The sequence below is a fragment of the Geodermatophilus sp. SYSU D01045 genome (genome assembly GCF_054050295.1).
This window is the reverse complement of record NZ_JBJGZB010000024.1, coordinates 18,281-37,257: the sequence shown is the minus strand read 5'-3', so window position 1 is coordinate 37,257 and position 18,977 is coordinate 18,281. Positions and strand designations below refer to the sequence as shown.

The window sequence follows — 18,977 nt, the reverse complement described above, 5'->3', positions numbered from 1 at the left end:
GACTCATCGGAACGTCTGCACGGCGAGGACGACGGCCAAGCCCAGCCCGGCCAGCGCGATCAGCCGGCGCAGCAGGGCCTGCGGCGCCCGCCGCACCAGGCGCGGCCCGAGCCGCCCCCCGGCCAGGCAGCCCAGCGCCAGCGGCAGGGCGGCGCTCCAGGCCACCGGCGCGAGCACCACGAACCCGACGGCGGCCACCGCGTTGGCCACCCCCAGGAGGACGTTCTTCAGCGCGTTGCTGCGTGGCAGGCCCTCGCCGGTGCCCAGCAGCATCAGCGCGAGCAGCAGCACCCCGGCGGCGGCGCCGAAGTAGCCGCCGTAGACCCCGATGACGCCGGTGCCGGCGACCAGCCACCACGGGTCCCGGGCGCCGTGCAACCGGCGGCCCTCCTCGGCCAGCTCCGCCGGCGGCCGCTGCAGCAGGATGGCCAGTGCCGCACCGCCGATGAGCAGGGGGACCAGCCGCTCGAACGCCTCGGCCGGGGTGAGCAGCAGCAGCGCCGCGCCCGCCGCCCCGCCGGCCACCCCGGCGGCGGCCAGCGGCACCAGCCGCCGGCCCTGCCCGGCCAGCTCCGGCCGGGACGCGCTCACCGACCCCACGCTGGTCAGCACCAGCGCGACGGTGTTGGTGACGTTGGCGGTCACCGGCGGCAGCCCGGCGGCCAGCAGCGCCGGGTAGCTCACCAGCGAGGCCAGCCCGGCGATGCTGCCCGCCAGCCCGGCGCCGACCCCGGCGAGGACCAGCAGCAGCCACTCGACGACGTTCACCGGGCCACCAGCACACCGATGGCCACGCAGCCGAGGACGACGATCGCCGTCCGCAGGACCGCCGCGGGCAGCCGGCGGCCGTAGCGGGACCCCAGCGCGCCGCCCACCACCGAGCCGCCGGCGACCAGCCCGGCCGCCGCCCAGTCGACCCGGTCGGTCGCGACGACGACGTAGGCCGTCGCCGCGACGGCGTTCACCGCGGCGCTGAGGACGTTCTTCAGCGCGTTGAGGCGCTGCAGCGGCTCGGCCAGCAGCAGCCCGAACACGCCCATCTGCAGCACGCCCTGGCTGGCGGCGAAGTAGCCGCCGTAGCTGCCGGTCGCGTACGCGCCGGCGACCAGGCCGGCCAGCCGCCACCCGTGGGGCGTCGCGCCCTCGTCCGTGCGGCGGGCGGCCAGCCGGCGGGTGAGCAGCGGCTGGACGGCGACCAGCACGACGGCCAGCCCCACCAGCACCGGCACCACCGCCTCGAACGCCGCCGCCGGCAGGTGCAGCAGCAGGACCGCCCCGGTCAGCGCGCCCAGCGCCGACGCCGGCAGGAGCCGCAGCACCAGCCCGCGCTGCCCGGCCAGCTCGCGGCGGTAGCCGACCGCGCCGCTGACGTTGCCGGGCACGAGCCCCAGCGTGTTGGACACGCTCGCGGTGACCGGCGGCAGCCCGGTGGCCAGCAGGACCGGGAAGGTCACCAGCGTCCCGGACCCGACGACGGCGTTGATCGCCCCCGCCGCGCACCCGGCGGCGAGCACGGCGAGCACCTCGGCGACGGTCATGCGCACATCGCCGTCGAGCGTGGCACGTCCGTCCGCACGGCTCGGCCGGGGCTCCCGGACCGTGGTGGGATCGGCCCGTGACGGGGTCCCCAGCACGTCCGCCGGTCCACCTGCTCCGTGTCCCGTTCGACTCCGGCCACGAGGAGCTCCGGATGGGGGCGGGACCGACCGCGCTGGCCCGGGGCGGGGCCGCCGACCGGTTGCGCGGGCGCGGGCACGTCGTCACCGAGCAGGTGGTCCGGCCGGACGGTGGGTGGCGGGCCGAGGTGGCCACGGCCTTCGAGCTGTCCCGCGTCGTCGCCGGCGCCGTGGCCGCCGCCCGGGTGTCGGGAGTGGTCCCGGTGCTGCTGTCGGGCAACTGCGGCACGACCCTCGGCGTCCTCGCCGGGCTGACCGCGACCGGCCGGCGGCTCGGGCTGGTCTGGCTCGACGCCCACGGCGACTTCGACACCCCCGAGGAGGACCCCGGCGGCTTCCTCGACGGGCAGGGCCTGGCGGTCGTGGTCGGCCGCTGCTGGCGCGCGCTCGCCGCGCGCGTCCCGGGGTTCACGCCCCTGGCCGAGAGCGACGTCGTCCTGGCCGGCGCCCGCGACCTCTCCCCGGCGCAGCAGGCCGTCCTGCGGGCGTCGGGCGTCGCCTGGCTCCCGCCGGCGCGGGTGCGCGACGGCGCGGCGCTCGACGCCGCCCTGGCCGCCCTGGCCGCCCGCGTGGACGCCGTCCACCCGCACGTCGACCTCGACGTGTACGACCCGTCGATCGCCCCGGCCAACGGCTACGCCGCGCCGGACGGGCTCGGCGCCGGTGAGGTGCTCGACCTGGTGGCCAGGGCGGCGTCCCGGCTGCCGGTCGTCTCGCTGACGCTGGCGTCCTGCGACCCCGCCCTCGACCCGGCGGGGCGGCTGCGGGCGACGGCGCTGGCCCTGCTGGAGGAGGTCTGCGCCCGCGCCACGCCGCTGCCGTCCTGAGGTCAGGCGTCCTTGCGGCCGGCGTCGACGACGCGCAGCACCAGCTCGCCGGCCTCGTCGGAGGCGGTGAGGTCGACCTCGGCGTCGATGCCCCAGTCGTGGTCGCCGGCCGGGTCGTCGACGATCTGCCGCACCCGCCAGACGCCGGGCTCGCTCCGGTCCCACACCAGCAGCGCCGGGCCGCGGGCGTCGGCGCCGGTGCCGACCTCGGCGTGCTCGGCGAAGTAGCCGCGGACCACCTCGCCCCACCGCTCGGCGTCCCAGCCGGAGCCGGCGTCGAGCTCGCCGAGGTCGTACCAGCGGCGCCGCGCCCACAGCTGCACCCGGGCGAACAGCGCGTTGCGGACCATCGCGGTGAACGCCCGCTCGTTGCCGGTGAGCGGCCGGGCCCGCGCCGGGACGGCGACCGGTTCGTCCAGCGGCTGGTCGGGACTGGTCAGCTGCTCCCACTCGTCGAGCAGCGAGGAGTCCACCTGCCGCACCAGCTCGCCGAGCCACTCGACGACGTCGGTGACCTCCTCGGTGCGCGCGGCCGCCGGCACCCCGGACCGCAGCGCCTTCACCGCGTCGGAGAGGTAGCGCAGCACCGCACCCTCGGAGCGGGTCAGCCCGTAGGTGGAGACCAGCTCCTTGAACGTCATCGCCCGCTCCCACGTCTCGCGGACGACGGACTTCGGCGAGGGGTGCGCGTCGGCGGCCCACGGGTTGCTGCGCACGTAGACGGCGAAGGCGTGCTCGAGCAGCTCCTCGAGCGGCTTGGGGTAGGTGACGTCCTCGAGCAGCTCGATCCGCTCGTCGTACTCGATGCCCTCGGCCTTCATCTGCGCGACCGCCTCGCCGCGCGCCTTGTTCAGCTGCGCGGCCAGGATCTGCCGCGGGTCGTCGAGGGTGGCCTCGACGACGCTGACGACGTCGAGGGCGAAGGTGTCCGAGGCGGGGTCGAGCAGCTCGATCGCGGCCAGCGCGAACGTCGACAGCGGCTGGTTGAGCGCGAAGTCCGGCGGCAGGTCGACCGTCAGCCGGTACCGGCGACCGTCGGGCTCCGGCTCGGGCAGCCGCTCGAGGACGCCGGCCTGCAGCAGCGAGCGGGCGACGCCGACCGCCTCGCGGATGAGCCTGAGCTGCCGCTTGCGGGGCTCGTGGTTGTCGGTGAGCAGCCGGCGCAGCGCCGCGACCGGGTCGCCGGGCCGGTCGACGACGTCGAGCAGCATCGCCGTCGTCACCCGCATGTGGCTGGTCAGCGGCTCGGGCTCGGCGGCGACCAGGCGCTCCATGGTCGCCTTCGACCACGGCACCATCCCCTCGGGCGCCTTCTTCCGGACCAGCTTGCGGCGCTTCTTCGGGTCGTCGGCGACCTTGGCGAACTGCCGGAGGTTCTCCACCTCGTGCTCCGGTGCCTGGACGACGACGGTGCCCGCGGTGTCGTAGCCCGCGCGCCCGGCGCGCCCGGCGATCTGGTGGAACTCGCGGGCGTTGAGCAGCCGGGTGCGGCTGCCGTCGTACTTGCTCAGCGCGGAGAACACGACGGTGCGGATCGGCACGTTGATGCCGACGCCGAGGGTGTCGGTGCCGCAGATGACCTTGAGCAGCCCGGCCTGGGCCAGCTGCTCCACCAGCCGCCGGTACCTGGGCAGCATCCCGGCGTGGTGGACGCCGATGCCGTGGCGCACCAGCCGCGACAGCGTCGTCCCGAAGGCCGAGGTGAACCGGAACCCGCCGATCGCGTCGGCGATCGCGGCCTTCTCCTCCTTCGTGCACACGTTGACGCTCATCAGCGCCTGCGCCCGCTCCAGCGCCTGGGCCTGGGTGAAGTGCACGACGTAGACCGGCGCCTGCCTGGTGTCCAGCAGTTCCTGGATGGTCTCGTGCGCGGGCGTCGTCGCGTAGTAGTGGTGCAGCGGGACCGGGCGCTCGGCGCCGGCGACCAGTGCGGTGGGCCGGCCGGTGCGGCGGGTGAGGTCCTCGCGCAGCGCGTCGGTGTTGCCGAGCGTGGCGCTCATCAGCAGGAACTGGGCCCGCGGCAGCTCCAGGAGCGGCACCTGCCAGGCCCACCCGCGGTCGGGGTCGCCGTAGAAGTGGAACTCGTCCATGACGACGAGGCCGATGTCGGCGTCGGCGCCCTCGCGCAGCGCCACGTTGGCGAGCACCTCGGCGGTACAGGCGATGACCGGGGCGTCCCGGTTCACCGCGGCGTCCCCGGTCAGCATCCCGACGTTGGCCGCGCCGAACACCCCGCACAGCGCGAAGAACTTCTCGCTGACCAGCGCCTTGATCGGCGCGGTGTAGAAGCTGCGCCGCCCGGCCGCCATCGCCGCGTACTGCGCCCCGGTGGCGACCAGGGACTTGCCCGAGCCGGTCGGCGTCGCGAGGACCACGTTCGCGCCGCTGACCAGCTCGATCAGCGCCTCCTCCTGGTGCGGGTACAGCGGCGTGCCGCCGTCCTCGGCCCAGGCCGCGAAGGAGGTGAACAGCTCGTCGGGGTCGCTGCCGCGCGCCCGGAGGGCGGTGAGGTCGCCGGGGTCGTCGAGCAGGGGGAGGGGCGCGGTCGCGGTCATCGTGAGGGACAGCGTGCCCGACGGTCCCCGCCTTCCCGGACGCCGGGGCGGCATAACGAAACGGTCACGACTCCCCTGATGGGGTGTGGCGCCGGTCGCTGTCGTCTATCAAGGTGAACAGAAGGTGAACGGAAGGTGGATGAGACGCATGCTGGAGAAGAACTGCCCCGAGTGCCACTGGGTGACGGTGACCGACGCCGACGGGCGTCGCCGGATCGAGATGCGGTGGGGCTCCCCGCAGCCGGCCGCGCAGGTGCGGCCGCGGCGCGCGGCCTGAGGACGTCACCCGGGTTCCGCACGGGATCGCACGGGTAGGCGCTCGGCGAGGGCGGGACGGGGAGCAGACCCGGCCCGCCGGTCCCGCCGCGAGCAGGAGGAGCCCCCGTGTCGTCACCCCGCCCCGAGTCCCAGCCCGAGCAGCAGCAGACCCCGCCGGGCACGCTCGGCGAGATGGAGCCGAAGCCCGACCACGGTGAGGAGACCTACCGCGGATCGGGCCGGCTGGCCGGCAAGGCCGCGGTCATCACCGGCGGCGACAGCGGCATCGGCCGCGCCGTCGCGATCGCCTTCGCCCGCGAGGGCGCCGACGTGCTCATCTCGTACCTCTCCGAGCACGAGGACGCCGAGGACACCAAGAAGTACGTCGAGGAGGCCGGCCGCCGGTGCGTGCTGGTGCCCGGTGACATCTCCGACCGGGCGCACGCCAAGACGATCATCCCGAAGGCCGTCGAGGAGTTCGGCAAGGTCGACGTCCTGGTGAACAACGCCGCCTTCCAGATGTCGCACGACAGCCTGGAGGAGGTCTCCGACGAGGAGTGGGACCACACGGTGGCCACCAACCTCACGGCGATGTTCACCCTCTGCAAGGACGCCGTCCCGCACATGCCGGCGGGCGGGTCGATCATCAACTCGTCGTCGGTGAACTCCGACATGCCGAGCCCGAGCCTCGCGCCCTACGCCATGACCAAGGCCGGCATCGCGAACTTCACCGCGAGCCTCGCGCAGATGTACGCCGAGAAGGGCATCCGGGCCAACAGCGTCGCGCCCGGGCCGGTCTGGACGCCGCTGATCCCCGCGACCATGCCCGAGGAGAAGGTGGCCAGCTTCGGCCAGCAGGTGCCGATGGGCCGCGCCGGTCAGCCGGCCGAGCTCGCGCCGGTGTACGTGCTGCTGGCCAGCGACGAGGCGTCCTACGTGTCGGGCGCGCGCGTCGCGGTGACCGGCGGCAACCCGATCCTGTAGCGCCGGACCGCGCTCCGCGGTGCGGTCAGAGAGCTCCGATCGCGCCGGCGAGCGCGGCGACGCCGGCCGGCCCCACCCGGCAGCAGCCGCCGACCAGGCGCGCGCCGGCGGCCACCCACGCCGCGGCGTCGCCGGGGTCGATGCCGCCGGTGCCCGTCCAGCGCCGGGCCGCGGCGTCCCACCCCTCGCCGCTGTTCGGGTACGCGACCAGCGGGACCCCGGCGGCGGCCGCGGCTGCCAGGGCCGGGAGCACGCCGGCCGGGTCGGTGCAGTTGACGCCGACGGCGACCACCTCGGGCACGCCGCGCGCCATCGCGAACACGTCGGCCGCGCGCTCGCCGCGGCGGGTGCGCGCCACGCCGTCGGCGTCGACGACGGTGGTCAGCGACAGCCACACCGGCACGCCCAGCGCCGTCGCCTCGGCCAGCACCGCCTCCGCCTCGGCGGCGGCCGGCAGCGTCTCGCAGGCGAGCACGTCGGCGCCGGCGTCGGCGAGGGTGGCCATCCGCGGCCGGTGGAAGGCGCGCAGCCGGTCGACGCCGACCCCGGCCACGTAGGCGCCGGTGTACTCCGAGCCGTCGGCCAGCGCCGCGCCGTACGGCCCGACCGACCCGGCCACCCACGCGCCCGGCGCGCCCTCGCGGGCCAGCGCCACCGAGCGGGCGACCAGCGCCAGCGCCTCGTCCCGGTCCACCCCCACCGCGGCGAACCCCTCGACGGTCGCCTGGTAGCTCGCCGTCGTCGCCACCTGTGCCCCGGCGGCGGCGAACGCGGCGTGCGCGGCGACGACGGCGCCCGGGTCGTCGCGCAGCAGCCGCGCCGACCACAGCACCGAGGCGACGTCGTGCCCGCGGGCCTCGAGCTCGGTGGACAGGCCGCCGTCGAGCAGGACGGGGCCGGCGGCGAGCGCGGCGGGCAGGGAGGTCACCACCCCATCGTCCTCAGGAGGGCTGGTACGGCGGCGCCACGCCCCAGCCCCAGCGCGGCACCGGGGCGTGCTCGACGACGGCGGCGCCGTCCTGCGAGTTGGCCAGCGCCAGCCGGGTGCCCCACTCGACGTAGCCGACGAAGGCCGCGCGGAACTCCGGGTCGTCGGGCAGGCCGGCGTCGTCGGCGGCGCGGCTCATCAGGGTGGCGAACCGGAACCGCTGCTCGCGCACCAGCCCCAGCCGGCGGTGGTGGGCGAGCATCCGCTCGTAGCCGCCGAGCTGCTCGGTGTAGAGCGGCGGGCCGCCGAACACCTCGCACCACCAGGCGGTGACGTGCGCGCGGTGCGCCTCGGACACGCCGCCGGGGAACAGCGGGCCGAGCAGGTCGTCCCGCTCGACCCGGTCGTAGAACGCGTCGATCAGGCGCCGGAAGGCGGGGGCACCGCCGGCCCACTCGTAGAGCGTGGGTGGCACGCCGGCCAGCGCACCACGGCCCCGGCGGGCGGGGAAGGGCTCAGCGCGCGAGGCGGTAGTGGGACAGGACGACGCCGGTCGTCGTCGGCACCGACTCGACCAGCTCCCAGCGCAGGTGCGCGCCGGCCGGGAACAGGGTGCGGCCGCAGCCCAGGGCGACCGGCGCGACGGCGAGCCACGCCTCGTCGACCAGGCCCGCCGGGAGGAGGGTGGTCAGCAGGTCGGGGCTGCCGAGCACGGTGAGGTCCGCGTCGACGGTGGCCTTCAGCTCGGCGACGGTCGCGGCCGCGTCGCCGGCGAGGACCGTGGTGTTCGCCCACGTCGGCGCGTAGCCCGGGTCCCGGGTGACGACGTACTTCCGCTTGGCGTCGAGCACCGGGCCGAACGGGTTGTCGGTGGTGCCGGCCCACGCGGCCTGCATCGACTCGAACGTGCGGCGGCCGAACAGCATCGCGCCCTCGGCGGCCATCCCGCGGCCCATGACCTCGCCGAGGACGTCGTCGGGGTAGGGCGCGAACCAGCCGCCGTGGGTGAACCCGCCGCGGGTGTCCTCGTCCGGCGAACCCGGCGCCTGCACGACGCCGTCCAGGCTCGTGTTCTCGACGATGCTGAGCGTGCCCACGGCTCCTCCTCGGATCGGTTGCTACGGAATCAGTAGTAGCGACTAGGTGCGACATAGTGCAAGGGGTAGCCTCGGCGGCGTGCCGGACCGACGCAGCTACGACGACCCGTGCGGCGTCGCGCGCGCCCTCGACGTCGTGGGGGAGCGGTGGGCGCTGCTCGTCGTCCGCGAGCTGTTGCTCGGCCCGAAGCGGTACACGGACCTGGCCCGCGGGCTGCCCGGCAGCAGCCCGACCGTGCTCAGCCAGCGGCTGCGCGACCTGGAGGCGGCCGGGATCGTCACGCGGTCGGTGGCCGGGCCGCCGGTGGGCGGGCGGGTCTACGCCCTCACCCCGCGCGGCCGCGAGCTCGAGGACGTGCTGCTCGCGCTCGGCCGGTGGGGCTCGCGCACCGCGCAGACCGCGGCCGGGGACCTGGGCACCGACGCGTTCGTCCTCGCGCTGCGCACGCTCGCCGACCCCGCCGGGCTGGCCGGCTGGTCGGCGCGGGTGGAGCTGGTCGTCGACGACCCCGCGGCACCCGACCGGGTCACCCTGACCGTCGGCGGGGGCCGGCTGTCCGCCGTCCGGAGTGGCTCCGAGGCACCCGACGCCGTCCTGTCCGGCGCGCCGGCGGTGCTGCGCCCGGTCGCCTTCGGCCGCCGCTCCCTCGACGACGCCCTGGCCGCCGGGGAGCTGCGCGTCGACGGCGACGAGGCGGTCGTGCGCCGGCTGCTGGGCGCCCTCGTCCCGCCGCTGCCGGCCTGACCCCCGCGATCCCGGACTCCGCCGGGCGACACGCCGGGTGCCGTCGGCGTGTCCTCACCGGAAGGCCGTGATCGCGGCGGGCGGGGGCGTCGGCGAGACTGGGCGCGTGCCCGGCAGCGACGACACCAGCGGCGACCTCCCGGTCACCCGCTCCCTCGTCGTCCCCGCCGCGGCGCTGGCGTGGCGCTTCTCCCGGTCCTCGGGGCCCGGCGGGCAGGGCGTCAACACCGCCGACTCGCGCGTCGAGCTGTCGGTCGCGCCGCTGGAGCTGCGCGGGCTGACCGACGCGCAGCGGGACCGGCTGGCCGAGCGGCTGGGCCCGCGGCTGGTCGACGGCGTCCTGACGATCGCGGCCAGTGAGCACCGGCAGCAGCTGCGGAACCGGGCCGCCGCCCGCGAGCGGCTGGCCGCGGTGCTGCGTGCCGCCCTCGCCGCGCCGCCACCGCCGCGCCGGCGCACCAAGCCCACCCGCGGCTCGCAGGAGCGGCGGATCGCGGAGAAGAAGCGCCGTGGCGAGCTCAAGCGCCGCCGGGGGAGCTGGGACTAGAACTCCGGCATCGGCACGCCGGGCGGCCGGACCGCGACCCACAGCGGCAGCTGCCCGTCGGCCGAGCGGGTCGCCCGCGTCACCTCGAAGCCCAGGCCGCGGGCGAAGCGCACCACCGCCCAGGCGGGGGCGACCAGTGCGGCGGGCACGCCGTCGGCGTCGCAGCGGGCCAGCACCGGCGCGAGCACCGCGCCGCCGAGCCCGCGCCGGCGGGAGCGCGGCCGGGTGGCCAGCGCGCGCAGCCGCCAGTGCGGGCCCTCGGGCAGCGCGGCGGCGAGCTCGGCCTCGGTGCGCGCGACGGCGTCGGCGCGGTCGGCGTGCAGCCGCGGCACCTCCCGCTCCAGGGCCGCGAGGACGTCGGCCGGCACCGGCGTCGCGGCCCCGGCGGGGGCGTCCCAGGAGGCGACCGCGTCGACGTCCTCGCTGACCCAGGTGGTGCCGGTGGCGACCCCGCGGTGCCCGGCGTCGAGCTCGGCGAGCCGGGTGAGCCGCTGCGTGCGCCCGTCCAGCGGCAGCGCCCAGCGCACCCACCGCGACTCGGCCAGCGCCACGGTGAGGGTGGCGGCGATGCGCGGCACGTCGCGCGGCTCGGCCGCCCGGACGACCGGGACGCCGACGTGGACCGTCGGCCCGGGTTCGCTCACCCCACCATGACACCACGCGGGGTCAGGGGCCGCGCTGCTCCCGCCGGACCCCCTCCAGCCGCTCCAGCAGGGCCTCCAGGGCCAGCTCGAACTCCGCCGCCGACTCGTCGCGCGACAGCAGCTCCTCGTAGGCCACCACGTGCGGGTAGCGGCCCAGGTCGAGCGAGGTGCGCGGCCCGGCGTCGTCGGCTCGGTCCTCGGCGGTCACCGGCACGCCGCGCTGCGACACCTCCAGCAGCAGGTGACCGAGGAGGAACCCCGAGTAGGCGCGGTAGGCGCTGACCGCCGCCTCGGCCGAGAAGCCGCTGGCGGTCAGCGCGGCGAGGAAGGACTCCACCCAGCGCAGGCTGCGCAGCGGCGGCCGTACCCAGGGCGCGTCGGGCGGCCGGGTGGCCACCAGCGGGAACACCTCGGGGTGGGCCAGCGCGATCCGCCGGACGCCGTGCGCCAGCCGCTGCAGGTAGTCCTGCCAGCCGTCGGAGGGCTCCAGGTGCACCTCGGGGTCGCCGTACAGCTCGTCGACGACGGTCTCCACGACGCCGTCGAGCAGCTGCTCCCGCCCGGGCACGTACCGGTAGAGCGCCATCGCCTCGACGCCGAGGTGCGCGCCCAGCCGGCGCATGGTGAGCGCGGCCAGGCCGTACCGGTCGATGAACTCGACCGCGCCGGCGAGGATGCGCCGCCGGCCCAGCCCCGGACGGGCGGACGCCGGCGCGACGGCGTCGGGCCGGGGCACGGGCACCGTGTCGTCCGACGCCACCGCGCACCACCTCCCGTCCTCCGGCGCCCCCATCCTGACCGTCGGGCGGCCGCACCGGGCCCCGTGCCCGCCCGTGAGGTCTCCGGAACGCAGCCTTGACGTCGTCGTGGCCGCGGGGAAACCGCCGCACCCGACGCTCGGAGCCGTGTCCGCACCCCTCCCGTCCGGCGCCGCCGCACCGACCGGTCCCCGCACGCGGACCACCGCGACGCACTGTCCCTACTGCTCGCTGCAGTGCGGCACGGCGGTCACCGCCGGCGACCGTCCCGCGACGCTCGTACCCCTCGACTTCCCGACCAACCGGGGCGGGCTGTGCAGCAAGGGCTGGTCGGCGGCCGAGCTGCTCGACCACCCCGAGCGGCTGACCCGCCCGCTGGTCCGCGCGGTGCCCGGCGACCGCACCAGCCCGCTGGTCGAGTCCTCCTGGGAGGAGGCGCTCGGCCGCGTCGTCGCCGCGGTCGGGCGCACCCAGGCCCGGTACGGCCGCGACGCCGTCGGCTGCTTCGGCGGCGGGTCGCTGACCAACGAGCAGGCCTACCAGTTCGGCAAGTTCGCCCGGGTCGCGCTGGGCACCAGCGCCATCGACTACAACGGCCGCTTCTGCATGTCCTCGGCGGTCGCCGCGGCCACCCGCGCGTTCGGCCTGGACCGCGGGCTGCCGTTCCCGCTGGCCGACGTCGCCGAGGCCGACGTCGTCGTGCTGGTGGGCAGCAACCCGGCCGACACCATGCCGCCGGCGATGCAGCACCTCGACGCCGGCCGGGAGCGCGGGGCGCTGCACGTCGTCGTCGACCCCCGCCGGACGGCGACCGCCCGCAGCGCCGGGCTGCACCTGCAGCCGCTGCCCGGCACCGACCTCGCGCTGGCCAACGGGCTGCTGCACGTCGCGGTGGCCGAGGGGCTGGTCGACGAGGCGTACGTGGCCGCGCGCACCACCGGCTTCGACGCCGTGCGCGCCGCGGTGCGGAGCTACTGGCCGGACCGGGTCGAGCGGATCACCGGCGTGCCCGTGGAGCAGCAGCGGCGCACGGTGTCCGCGCTCGCCCGGGCGGAGCGGGCCGTGGTGCTGACCGCGCGCGGCGCCGAGCAGCACAGCGCGGGCACCGACACCGCGACCGCGTGGCTGAACCTGGCGCTGGCCCTCGGCCTGCCCGGCCGGCCCGGCAGCGGCTGGGGCACCCTCACCGGCCAGGGCAACGGGCAGGGCGGCCGCGAGCACGGGCAGAAGGCCGACCAGCTGCCCGGCTACCGCCGGCTCGCCGACCCGGCCGACCGCGCGCACGTCGCCGCCGTCTGGGGCGTGGACCCCGACGACCTGCCGGTGCCCGGGCGCAGCGCCTTCGAGCTGCTCGACGCGCTCGGCAGCGACGGCGGCGTGCGCGCCCTGCTGGTGCTCGCCTCCAACGTCGCCGTCTCCGCCCCCGACGCCCGCCGGGTGGTCAGCCGGCTCGGCGACCTGGACTTCCTCGCCGTCAGCGACTTCTTCCTCTCCGAGACCGCCGAGCTGGCCGACGTCGTCCTGCCCAGCGCGATGTGGGCCGAGGAGTCCGGGACGATGACCAACCTCGAGGGGCGGGTCATCCGGCGGCGGCGCGCGCTCGACCCGCCCGGCGGCGTCCGCGACGACCTGGCACTGCTCGCGGAGCTGGCGGAGCGGCTGGGCGCGCGGGGCTTCTCCGCCGACCCGGAGACCGTCTTCGCCGAGCTCGGCCGGGCCAGCGCCGGGGGAGCGGCCGACTACTCGGGCATCACCTACGACCGCATCGACGCCGAGCAGGGCGTCTTCTGGCCCTGCCCCGGCCCGGACCACCCCGGGACGCCGCGGCTGTTCACCGAGCGCTTCGCCACCCCCGACGGCCGCGCCCGCTTCGTGCCGGTGCACCACACCGGCGCGCGCGAGCAGCCCGACGCCGAGTACCCGTACGTGCTCACCACCGGCCGGGTGCTCGCGCAGTACCAGTCGGGCACCCAGACCCGGCGGACGCGCAGCCTGCAGCTGGTGGCCCCGGTCCCGCGGGCGGAGCTGCACCCCGACCTCGCCCGCCGGCTCGGCATCGCGCACGACGACGTCGTCGAGCTGGCCACCCGCCGCGGCCGCGCCTGCTTCCACGCCGCGGTCACCGACGCCATCCGCCCCGACACCGTCTTCGTGCCCTTCCACTGGGGCGGCGGGGCCAGCGCCAACGCGCTCACCGACCCCGCGCTCGACCCGGTCAGCCGGATGCCCGCCTTCAAGGCCTGCGCGGTCGCCGTCACCCGCGTCGGCGGCCCGGCCGAGCGGCCGCCCGCCCCCGACGCCGCGACCCAGCCCGTGCCGCAGCCGCACACCCGCACCGTCCCGCCCGCACCCCGGCCCCCGGCCCGGAGCCCGAGGAGGAGCCATCCCGTGAAGAGCACCCCGAGATTCCTGCAAGGCGTCTTCCCGGTCACCGGGGAGGGCCTGGCCAAGCCCGGGCCCATCGACCCGGCGCTGCGCTACCAGGTGCCCGCCGGCGCCACCGCGCAGGCGCTGTACTTCCGCGGCGGCAACTCCACCCCGGAGCTGGTCTACGTCCTGCTGGTGCGCGACGGGGAGCCGGTGCGCTGGTTCCCGATCGGCGCGAAGGGCGACGTGCACGTGCCGCTGCGTGTGGTCGAGGACCTGCCCGGCGGCTGCGTCGTCGAGCTGCACGCCGCCGCGCCCGAGGGCGTCACCGGCGAGCTCGTCGTCGACCTGGGCCTGGTGGAGGTGTGATGACCGCCGTCCTGGGCGGTCGCCCGGAGGGGCTGACCACGATCGCGATGGACGCCGACCTCGACACCCGCGCGCGGCTGGTCGTCGTCGGCAACGGCATGGCCGGCGCCCGGTTCGTCGAGGAGGTGCTCGAGCGCGGCGGCGGCGAGCAGTTCCGCACCACCGTGTTCGGCGACGAGCCGCACGGCAACTACAACCGGATCCTGCTCAGCCCGGTGCTGGCCGGGGAGACGCACGAGGACGACATCGTCCTCAACAGCCACGACTGGTACGCCGACAACGGCGTCACGCTGCGCGCGGGCGTCCGGGTGGAGCGGATCGACACCGCCGCCAAGGTCGTCCACGCCGCCGACGGGACCACCGCCGCCTACGACCACCTGGTGCTGGCCACCGGCAGCTACAGCTTCGTCCCGCCGATGACCGGCGTCCGCCGCGACGACGGCAGCCTGCTGCCGGGCGTGTACGGCTTCCGCACCATCGACGAGACCCGCGAGATGCTCGCCGCCACCCGCCGCTGCCGGAAGGCGGTGGTCATGGGCGGCGGGCTGCTGGGGCTGGAGGCCGCCCGCGCGCTGCAGGGCCACGGCCTCGAGGTCGACCTCGTGCACGCGATGCCGTGGCTGATGAACGCCCAGCTCTCCCGGGAGGCCGGCGCCGTCCTCGAGCGCAGCGTCACGGCGCTCGGCATCACCGTGCACCTCGACGTGCTGGCCACCGAGGTGCTCGGCGACGACGCCGTCGAGGGCGTGCTGCTGAGGGACGGGCGGCGGATCGACTGCGACCTGCTCGTCGTCGCCGCCGGGGTCCGCCCGCACACCGACGTCGCCGTCCGCTCGGGGCTGGAGGTGGAGCGCGGCGTCGTCGTCGACGACCAGCTGCGCACCGACGACCCCGACGTCTACGCCATCGGGGAGTGCGCCCAGCACCGCGGCTCGGTCTACGGCCTGGTCGCGCCGGCCTGGGAGCACGCGAGGGTGCTGGCCGACGTCCTCACCGGCGCCGACCCGGACGCCGAGTACCACGGCAGCCGGACGGCGACCAAGCTCAAGGTCGCCGGGGTCGACGTCGCCACGATGGGCGTGAGCACCCCCGAGCGGGACTCCGACGAGGTCCTCGTGATCTCCGAGCCCCGGCGCGGCGTGCACCTGTCCGTCGTCATCCGCGACGACCGGCTGGTCGGCGCGACGCTGCTCGGCGACACCCGCAAGGTCGCCTACCTGACCCAGGCGTTCGACCGCGGCAGCGCACTGCCCGGGGAGCGCATCCGGCTGCTGGTCGACCTGTCCGACGGGAAGGAGGAGGTCGGCGTCGCGGACATGCCGGCCGACTCGCAGGTCTGCAACTGCAACGGCGTGACCAAGGGCGCGATCTGCGGGGCGGTCGCCGACGGCTGCGGCAGCGTCGGGGCGGTCATGGACCGCACCCGCGCGGGCAAGGGCTGCGGGTCCTGCACGTCCCTGGTGGAGCAGGTCGTGGAGTGGGCCGCCGACGGCGACGTCGCCGAGGACCCGGCCGCGTCCTGGTACGTCCCCGGCATCCCGCTGGCCAAGCCGGCGCTCATGGCCGCGATCCGCGAGCAGGACCTGCGCAGCGTCTCGGCCGTCTTCGCCGCGCTCGCCCCCGGCGGCAAGGAGGACGCCCGCTCGAAGATGGGCCTCACCTCGCTGCTCAAGACGGTGTGGGGCAGCGACTTCGTGCGGGAGGAGGACGCCGAGTTCGTCAACGACCGCGTGCACGCCAACATCCAGCGCGACGGCACCTTCTCCGTCGTCCCGCAGATGAAGGGCGGGGTGACGACGCCGGCCCAACTGCGCCGCATCGCCGACGTCGCCGAGACGTACGAGGTGCCGATGGTGAAGGTCACCGGCGGCCAGCGGATCGACCTGCTCGGCGTCCGTAAGGAGGACCTGCCCGCGGTGTGGGCCGACCTCGGGATGCCCTCGGGCCACGCCTACGGCAAGAGCATGCGCACGGTGAAGACCTGCGTGGGCAGCGACTTCTGCCGCTTCGGCCTCGACGACTCCACGCAGCTCGGCATCGACCTGGAGACGCGGTTCCAGGGCATCGAGAGCCCCGCGAAGATCAAGATGGCCGTCGTCGGCTGCCCGCGGAACTGCGCCGAGGCCTACGTCAAGGACGTCGGCGTCGTCGCCGTCGGCAGCGGCCGGTGGGAGGTGTACGTCGGCGGTGCCGCCGGGGCCACGGTCCGCAAGGGCGACCTGCTGGCCACCGTCGACTCCCCGGAGGCGGTGACGACGCTGGTCGGCCGGTTCGTGCAGTACTACCGGGAGCACGCCAATTGGCTGGAGCGGACCTACGACTTCGTGCCGCGGGTCGGGCTGGAGCGGGTCCGGTCGGTGGTGGTCGACGACGCCGAGGGCACCTGCGCCGACCTCGACGCCGGCCTGCAGCGCTCGATCGACGCCTACACCGACCCGTGGGGGCAGGACGGCCCCGAGCCGGCCACGCCGGGGCAGTTCCGGCCCGCGCTGCCGCTGGTCCCGCTGCCGCAGGTGCCGGTCCGATGAGCGTCGTCGACACCCGGCCGGCCAGTTCCGCCGCCGTCCGGGCGTACGCGGTCGGCCGGGCCGGGGACGTGCCGCCGGGGGAGGGGCGGGCGTTCGTCGCCGGGGACGTGCAGGTCGCCGTCTTCCGGCTGCGCGACGGGTCGCTGCACGCCACCCAGGCCGCCTGCCCGCACGCCGGCGGCCCGCTCGCCGACGGGCAGACCGACCCGGACGTGCTCGTCTGCCCGCTGCACCTCTACGGGTTCCGGTGGGCCGACGGCGCCCCGACCGGCGGCGACGTCGGCCCGGTGCGCGTGTACCCGGTCCGCGAGGTCGACGGGATGCTCGTCGTCGACGTCTGAGGCGCAGGGTGTGCACGCAGCGCGGTCCCGGGGTCCTCCGGATCGCGCTGCGTGCCCACACCGCTCAGTCCTCGATGACGTCGAGGCCCTGCTCGCGCAGCCGCGCGAGGGACGCGAGCATCCCCGCCACGACCTCCGGAGCGTGCCCCTCCCGGTCCTCCACCTCGCCGACGACGCGCAGCGGGGAGCGGGTCCGGTAGGACCGCGTGGGGTTGCCGGGGAACCGCTCGTCGGTGACGTTCGGGTCGTCCTCGAACGGGCCCAGCGGCTCCACGACGTGGACGTGTCCCCGGTGCCCGTCCCCGGCCGGCGCCGTCGCCGGCTCCGCGCCCCCAGGCGGCGGTGTCGACCAGCGACGTGGAGTACACGTGGTCCATCACCCGGCCCGCCCGGACGTCGGAGCCGCGGCCGGGGACCAGCTCGTCGCCGACGGCGAGCGTCGCCCGCGTCCCGTGGAAGGAGGGCCCGGGGACGTCCCCGCAGTCGGTGTGGGTGACGGGGACGTGCGGCGACTCCTCCATCCCGGCGATCCTGCCCTCACGGGTGCATGCGGGCGCCCCTGGTGACCTTGTCGACGGCGTTCCGCGGTCCGTGCACGGCGATCCCGACCAGGTCGAGGTCGGCGCCGGCGACCGCGCGCACGGCGGCCCGGTTCTCGGCGTCGCCGCCGGTGGCGAACAGGTCCGCGGTGAACAGCGACGTCGGCAGCCCCCGCTCGAGCGCCCGCGTCCGCGCCCGGGCGAGCAGCTCCCCGGGACCGGTGAGGACCAGCACCGGCTGGCGGAACATCGCGAGGTACCGCGTGCCGTCGGCGTCCTCGTAGGGCCGGCCGACCAGCTCCGGCACCGCGGCGGCGACCGCGCCGGCCAGGAACGCGGTCACGTTGAGCTCCTGCCACGGCAGCAGGCCCTCCCGCAGCAGGACGGCGATCTTCGTGGGCCACGGCGGGCCGACGTCCACGGTCTCCTCGAGGGGCAGCGTCTCCACGCCCTGCAGCGTCGGGCCGGGCGGCGGTCCCGTTCTCGTACGTTCCTGACGTGACGGCCGAGGTGGTGGCCTGGCGGCCTCCGGTCCCGGGCCTGACCGAGGTGTTCCACGCCCGGTTCACCGACCACGTCCACCCGCCGCACACCCACGACGCCTGGACGCTGCTGCTCGTCGACGACGGCGCCGTCCGCTACGACCTCGACCGGCACGCCCACGGCGCGTCCCCGGCCGGGGTCACCCTGCTGCCGCCCGGCGTGCCGCACGACGGGCGGTCCCAGTTCCCCGGCGGCTTCCGCAAGCGGGTGCTGTACCTGGAGCCGGCGACCCTGGGCGAGCGGCGGATCGGCACCGCCGTCGACCACCCCGCGTACGCCGACCCCGTGCTGCGCGACCGCGTCTCCCGGCTGCACGCCGCGCTCGCGCCGCACACCGAGGCGCTGGAGGCGGAGAGCCGGCTGGCGTTCGTGCTCGAGCGGCTGGGCCGGCACCTCGACCGCGCCGTCGTCGCGGCCCCGCCCGTGCGGGACGACCCGCTCGCCGACCGGCTGCGCGACCTGCTCGACGCCCGGCTCGCGGACGGGGTGTCCCTGGAGGCGACGGCGGCCGGGTGGGGCGTGCACCCGACCCACCTGGTCCGCGCGTTCACCCGCCGGCACGGGCTGCCGCCGCACCGGTACCTCACCGGCCGGCGGGTCGACCGCGCGCGGCGGCTGCTGCTCGACGGGCTGCCCGCCGCGGAGGTGGCGACGGCGGTCGGCTTCTTCGACCAGGCGCACCTCACCCGGCACTTCCGCCGGATGCTGGCGACGACGCCCGCCGCCTACGCCCGCTCGGCCTGACCGCTCAGGGTGCCGGGACGGCGACGGTGGCCGCCATCGGGCCGCCGCACTCCTCGCTGCCGCCGACCCGCACCCAGTCCAGGTCGACGCCGACCTCGGTGAGCGCGCCGCCGCCGGCCGCGAGCACGGTGACGGTCGCGGCGTCCGGTGTCTGCATGTCCGTCGGCACGCCGGCCGTGGCCCCGGTCAGCGGCGCGGTGACCTCGGTGACCGGCTCGGGGTCCCGGTCGAGGCGGACGGCCTGCCCGCACGAGGGCTCGCAGACCACCCGCACCGACGACGGCGCCTGCCCGGTCCAGTCGCCGGTGAGCTCCACCCGCACCGCGTTGACCCAGCCGATCGCCGGGCAGACGACCTCGCCCGGGCCGCCGGACCCGCCCGCGCAGCCGGTCGCCAGCCCCGCCGCGAGCAGCACCCGTCCGGCGGGCAGCGGCACCGGCCGCCGCCGGCGCGGGGCGGTCCGGCGGTCCCGCGCCTCCTCGGCCGGCTGCCGGGCGGCGACGACGGAGGCGGGCTCGGCGGGCACG

General features: G+C 76.5%; 19 protein-coding genes and 1 pseudogene. 9 read left to right on the top strand and 11 right to left on the bottom strand.

Annotated features, from left to right (window positions below):
• Window positions 1–3: 3 nt before the first annotated feature.
• The gene (locus ACI798_RS18380; RefSeq protein WP_457048601.1) at window positions 4–768 is read right to left on the bottom strand and encodes a sulfite exporter TauE/SafE family protein; all 765 of its coding nucleotides are present in this window, start codon (window positions 766–768) and stop codon (window positions 4–6) included.
• Window positions 765–1,538: a sulfite exporter TauE/SafE family protein gene (locus ACI798_RS18375; protein WP_456942823.1), complete on the bottom strand. Its 774-nt coding sequence runs from the start codon at window positions 1,536–1,538 to the stop codon at window positions 765–767. The genes ACI798_RS18380 and ACI798_RS18375 overlap by 4 nt, the downstream gene beginning before the upstream one ends.
• A 77-nt stretch (window positions 1,539–1,615) precedes the next feature.
• On the opposite strand from ACI798_RS18375, the gene ACI798_RS18370 reads away from it, so the two are divergent.
• Entirely contained in the window at window positions 1,616–2,503 is an 888-nt protein-coding gene (locus tag ACI798_RS18370; RefSeq protein ID WP_457048600.1) for an arginase family protein, read from the top strand.
• Between the two features lie 2 nt (window positions 2,504–2,505).
• On the opposite strand, the gene ACI798_RS18365 is transcribed toward ACI798_RS18370, so the two are convergent.
• Complete coding sequence (locus tag ACI798_RS18365) at window positions 2,506–5,058, bottom strand: DEAD/DEAH box helicase (RefSeq protein WP_456942825.1); 2,553 nt, start codon at window positions 5,056–5,058, stop codon at window positions 2,506–2,508.
• A gap of 139 nt (window positions 5,059–5,197) precedes the next feature.
• On the opposite strand from ACI798_RS18365, the gene ACI798_RS18360 reads away from it, so the two are divergent.
• Window positions 5,198–5,335, top strand: a complete 138-nt coding sequence (locus ACI798_RS18360; protein ID WP_457048599.1) for a hypothetical protein — start codon at window positions 5,198–5,200, stop codon at window positions 5,333–5,335.
• A gap of 107 nt (window positions 5,336–5,442) precedes the next feature.
• Window positions 5,443–6,300, top strand: a complete 858-nt coding sequence (locus tag ACI798_RS18355) for an SDR family oxidoreductase (RefSeq protein WP_456942826.1) — start codon at window positions 5,443–5,445, stop codon at window positions 6,298–6,300.
• 25 nt (window positions 6,301–6,325) lie between these two features.
• On the opposite strand, the gene mmuM is transcribed toward ACI798_RS18355, so the two are convergent.
• Genes mmuM through ACI798_RS18340 form a run of 3 tightly spaced genes read right to left on the bottom strand, consistent with a single transcriptional unit; the run spans window position 6,326 to window position 8,325 of the window.
• Window positions 6,326–7,228: a homocysteine S-methyltransferase gene (gene mmuM / locus ACI798_RS18350; protein WP_457048598.1), complete on the bottom strand. Its 903-nt coding sequence runs from the start codon at window positions 7,226–7,228 to the stop codon at window positions 6,326–6,328.
• Window positions 7,229–7,241: 13 nt separating this feature from the next.
• Window positions 7,242–7,703, bottom strand: coding sequence for a group II truncated hemoglobin (locus ACI798_RS18345; RefSeq protein WP_456942828.1), 462 nt, complete (start codon window positions 7,701–7,703; stop codon window positions 7,242–7,244).
• A gap of 40 nt (window positions 7,704–7,743) precedes the next feature.
• Complete coding sequence (locus ACI798_RS18340; protein WP_457048597.1) at window positions 7,744–8,325, bottom strand: dihydrofolate reductase family protein; 582 nt, start codon at window positions 8,323–8,325, stop codon at window positions 7,744–7,746.
• Between the two features lie 79 nt (window positions 8,326–8,404).
• Here ACI798_RS18340 and ACI798_RS18335 point away from each other — a divergent pair, with 79 nt between their 5' ends.
• On the top strand, window positions 8,405–9,070 hold the full coding sequence (locus ACI798_RS18335) for a winged helix-turn-helix transcriptional regulator (protein WP_456942830.1): 666 nt from the start codon (window positions 8,405–8,407) through the stop codon (window positions 9,068–9,070).
• Between the two features lie 106 nt (window positions 9,071–9,176).
• Entirely contained in the window at window positions 9,177–9,617 is a 441-nt protein-coding gene (arfB, locus tag ACI798_RS18330) for an alternative ribosome rescue aminoacyl-tRNA hydrolase ArfB (protein WP_456942831.1), read from the top strand.
• Here arfB and ACI798_RS18325 read toward each other — a convergent pair.
• The gene (locus ACI798_RS18325; RefSeq protein ID WP_456942832.1) at window positions 9,614–10,261 is read right to left on the bottom strand and encodes an N-acetyltransferase; all 648 of its coding nucleotides are present in this window, start codon (window positions 10,259–10,261) and stop codon (window positions 9,614–9,616) included. The genes arfB and ACI798_RS18325 overlap by 4 nt on opposite strands.
• 22 nt (window positions 10,262–10,283) lie before the next feature.
• The gene (locus tag ACI798_RS18320) at window positions 10,284–11,021 is read right to left on the bottom strand and encodes a TetR/AcrR family transcriptional regulator C-terminal domain-containing protein (protein ID WP_456942833.1); all 738 of its coding nucleotides are present in this window, start codon (window positions 11,019–11,021) and stop codon (window positions 10,284–10,286) included.
• A 145-nt stretch (window positions 11,022–11,166) separates the two neighbouring features.
• On the opposite strand from ACI798_RS18320, the gene ACI798_RS18315 reads away from it, so the two are divergent.
• The 3 genes from ACI798_RS18315 to ACI798_RS18305 are packed head-to-tail and all read left to right on the top strand — an operon-like array spanning window position 11,167 to window position 16,624.
• A complete protein-coding gene (locus tag ACI798_RS18315; RefSeq protein ID WP_457048596.1) occupies window positions 11,167–13,755 on the top strand; it encodes a molybdopterin oxidoreductase family protein in 2,589 nt (862 codons plus the stop codon).
• A complete protein-coding gene (gene nirB, locus ACI798_RS18310; RefSeq protein ID WP_457048595.1) occupies window positions 13,755–16,283 on the top strand; it encodes a nitrite reductase large subunit NirB in 2,529 nt (842 codons plus the stop codon). The genes ACI798_RS18315 and nirB overlap by 1 nt, the downstream gene beginning before the upstream one ends.
• Window positions 16,280–16,624, top strand: a complete 345-nt coding sequence (locus tag ACI798_RS18305) for a Rieske (2Fe-2S) protein (RefSeq protein WP_457048594.1) — start codon at window positions 16,280–16,282, stop codon at window positions 16,622–16,624. The genes nirB and ACI798_RS18305 overlap by 4 nt, the downstream gene beginning before the upstream one ends.
• A 64-nt stretch (window positions 16,625–16,688) precedes the next feature.
• On the opposite strand, the pseudogene arr reads toward ACI798_RS18305, so the two are convergent.
• Window positions 16,689–17,145: pseudogene (gene arr / locus ACI798_RS18300) on the bottom strand (NAD(+)--rifampin ADP-ribosyltransferase).
• A gap of 16 nt (window positions 17,146–17,161) precedes the next feature.
• On the bottom strand, window positions 17,162–17,611 hold the full coding sequence (locus tag ACI798_RS18295) for a DUF2000 family protein (RefSeq protein WP_457048593.1): 450 nt from the start codon (window positions 17,609–17,611) through the stop codon (window positions 17,162–17,164).
• A 50-nt stretch (window positions 17,612–17,661) separates the two neighbouring features.
• Between ACI798_RS18295 and ACI798_RS18290 the strand changes: the two genes are divergently transcribed.
• Window positions 17,662–18,450 carry an AraC family transcriptional regulator gene (locus ACI798_RS18290; RefSeq protein ID WP_457048592.1) on the top strand — a complete coding sequence of 263 codons (789 nt, stop codon included), beginning with the start codon at window positions 17,662–17,664 and terminating at the stop codon, window positions 18,448–18,450.
• 4 nt (window positions 18,451–18,454) lie between these two features.
• Here the strand turns inward: ACI798_RS18290 and ACI798_RS18285 are convergent, their stop codons facing one another.
• Window positions 18,455–18,976 carry a hypothetical protein gene (locus tag ACI798_RS18285; protein WP_456942839.1) on the bottom strand — a complete coding sequence of 174 codons (522 nt, stop codon included), beginning with the start codon at window positions 18,974–18,976 and terminating at the stop codon, window positions 18,455–18,457.
• Window position 18,977 lies beyond the last annotated feature (1 nt).